The sequence below is a fragment of the Ideonella sp. P3_A4 genome (assembly GCF_056403075.1).
The window spans coordinates 1-2,342 of sequence record NZ_JBFUGE010000808.1 but is presented as its reverse complement, the minus strand read 5'-3'; the positions used below and the strand labels follow the sequence as shown (position 1 = coordinate 2,342).

Annotated in this window: 3 protein-coding genes; all 3 read right to left on the bottom strand. The window is 62.4% G+C overall.

Translation table 11 applies throughout. The annotated features are described in order from the left end of the window. Positions 1-484, bottom strand: a 484-nt coding sequence (locus AC1DYI_RS33005; protein WP_477208333.1) for an FAD-dependent oxidoreductase, incomplete at its 3' end; no start/stop codon positions are given. An 18-nt stretch (positions 485-502) separates the two neighbouring features. Beyond that, on the bottom strand, positions 503-934 hold the full coding sequence (locus tag AC1DYI_RS33000) for a c-type cytochrome (RefSeq protein ID WP_477208332.1): 432 nt from the start codon (positions 932-934) through the stop codon (positions 503-505). 41 nt (positions 935-975) lie between these two features. Then, positions 976-2,342: molybdopterin dinucleotide binding domain-containing protein (locus AC1DYI_RS32995; RefSeq protein WP_477208331.1), on the bottom strand; the 1,367-nt coding region annotated here is incomplete at its 5' end.

The window sequence follows — 2,342 nt, the reverse complement described above, 5'->3', positions numbered from 1 at the left end:
AGTACAGAGCCTCTTCGACCGCCGTATTGCCACCGCCAATCACCGCCACAACTTGCTGGCGGTAGAAGAAGCCGTCACATGTCGCACAGGCGCTGACACCGCGACCCCTGAATGCCTCTTCGGACGGAAGCCCCAGATATTTGGCCGACGCCCCGTTGGCGACGATGAGGGCATCGCAGCTGTAGCCACCGTTGTCGCCATGCAGCTCGAAGGGACGCTTGGAGAGATCCACCTTGTGGATGTGGTCGAACACCATGGTGGTGTGGAACCGCTTGGCGTGCGCTTCGAAGCGAAGCATCAGATCAGGCCCCTGCACACCGTGGACATCTGCCGGCCAGTTGTCGACGTCGGTCGTGGTCATCAGCTGGCCGCCCTTGGCTATGCCGGTGATCAACGTGGGTGCCAGGTTTGCCCGAGCGGCATAGATCGCAGCCGTGTACCCGGCGGGACCTGAACCGAGGATCAGTACTCGTGCGTGTTGCATGTCCATCTGCGCGGTTGACTACTGGGCCTTGAATGAGTCGTGGCAGGCCTTGCACGACTGCCCGGTCGCCCCAAAGGCCGCTTTGATCGCGTTGAGGTCCCCGGCTCGCACAGCCGCTTTCAGCTTGGCCGTATCCGCCTGAGACGCCTGGGCGAGTTGCTGGAACCGAGGCGCCTCCTTCCAGACATTCGGCTTCGCCTTGGTGTCGCCTTGATCGGATCCGACGGGAAAGTAGTCCGTGGCAATTCGGCTGACGGCATCGAGCGCCTCGGCACTGGATTCCAGCGCGGGCTTATCGAACGGCAGATCACCCTTGACGGTCGCGTTGATGCGGGCCATTTGCTGCCCCATCAGGAAGTACGCAGATTGGCGCGCCCGGATGGCCTTTTCAGGAGCAAGCTCGCCTGCGGCCAGCGCTGGTGAACACACGGCCAGGATGACGGTAGCCAAGGCACTGCAAGCCAAGCTTATGGAACGCAAGGACCTCTTCATCACGCGATTGCTCCCACTTTCTTGATACTGCACACGGTGTCGAACCAGGCTTGCATGCCGATCAGCGGTGCCGGGTTGATCGGCAGGATGGCGTTGATGTTCACGCCGTTGCCACGGCCGCCACGTCGMTCATCCCACCAGAGGCTGTGTTCCAAGTCATCGAAGCGCGGCGCCGGACCCATGCCTTGCGCAGTGCGCCCTTGTCCGGACGCGGTCAATGCGTCGTCGCGCTTGCCGCGTCGCCCTTCGGTGGCGCGGCCACCGAACTCCCACCCCAGGGAGTTGGACACGGCGACGACCCGTGGATGGATGCCGTCGGTCACGAAGACACGCACCCGCGCCGACCCGACGACTTGATCTGCGGTGGATGCGCGGAATGCTTTGTCTCCCTGCGTGCCGGACTTCGGACGAAACGTCGTTAGCTCCACCCAGTCACCGGTCTTGACCCCAACGCGACCTGCGGTGTCGGGGTGAATCCACATCGGGTTGTCGTGCACGATCTCCGACAAGTACTTCTGAGACGCTGTGCGGCCCTGGGTGTGCACGTTCCACTTGAACGTCGTGAGGATGTAGCGATCGCTGCCGAGCCCTTCGTGCCAAGGTACCGGGAAGAATGACGGCAGACCGTCGTCGCGCATACCCAGCTTCGCCGCGGCTTGCTCCACCTCGGGTGCATAGATCTCAAACTTCCGCGAGGGTGTCGAGAAGCCACGCATCGCCTCGCCGGCCACCATCACCCCCACAGCGCGTTCCTTGCCGCTGTCGTCGGCCTTGAGCACCAAACCGGTGGCCTCGTCAACACGGCTTCCGCTCAACTGCTCGGGCTTGAGCTTGCGGCGGTAGACCTCGTAGGCCTTGGGCTGCGACGTGTCGACGTACACGCCGTAGTGCTTCATGTAGTCGAAGCCCGACTCGAAGGTCTGGCCATCGGGCCCCTTCGTCGGCAGCTTGGAGCACTGATGCCGCACGAAGTCTTCGTGGCTTCCATAGGCGAAGTACTTCGCCTGCTCGGACTTCAGGCGCTTGCCGATGTTGATCAGCACGTCGGGGAAGCTGGTGGCTTCGCCCGGAGGCGTGACCATGGGTTGTCGCAGCGACACGTAGTGCTGCAGTTCCAGGTTGTTGCGAATGTCCATGCCCCAGCGCTCCAAGTAGGTCGCGTCGGGAAGGATCAGGTCGGCGTAGTGCGCCATCTCCGAATAGATGATGTCGGAGCAGGCGTGGAACGGAATCAGCTTCTCATTCTTGAGAACGTCGACGGTCTTCGATCGCCCCTCAGGCCAGGYCATCGGCGAGGCAATCGTGTAGCTGAGGTAGACCTCCAGCTTGGCGCGACCTTGCTCAAGGTAGTCGTAGACGATCTGAC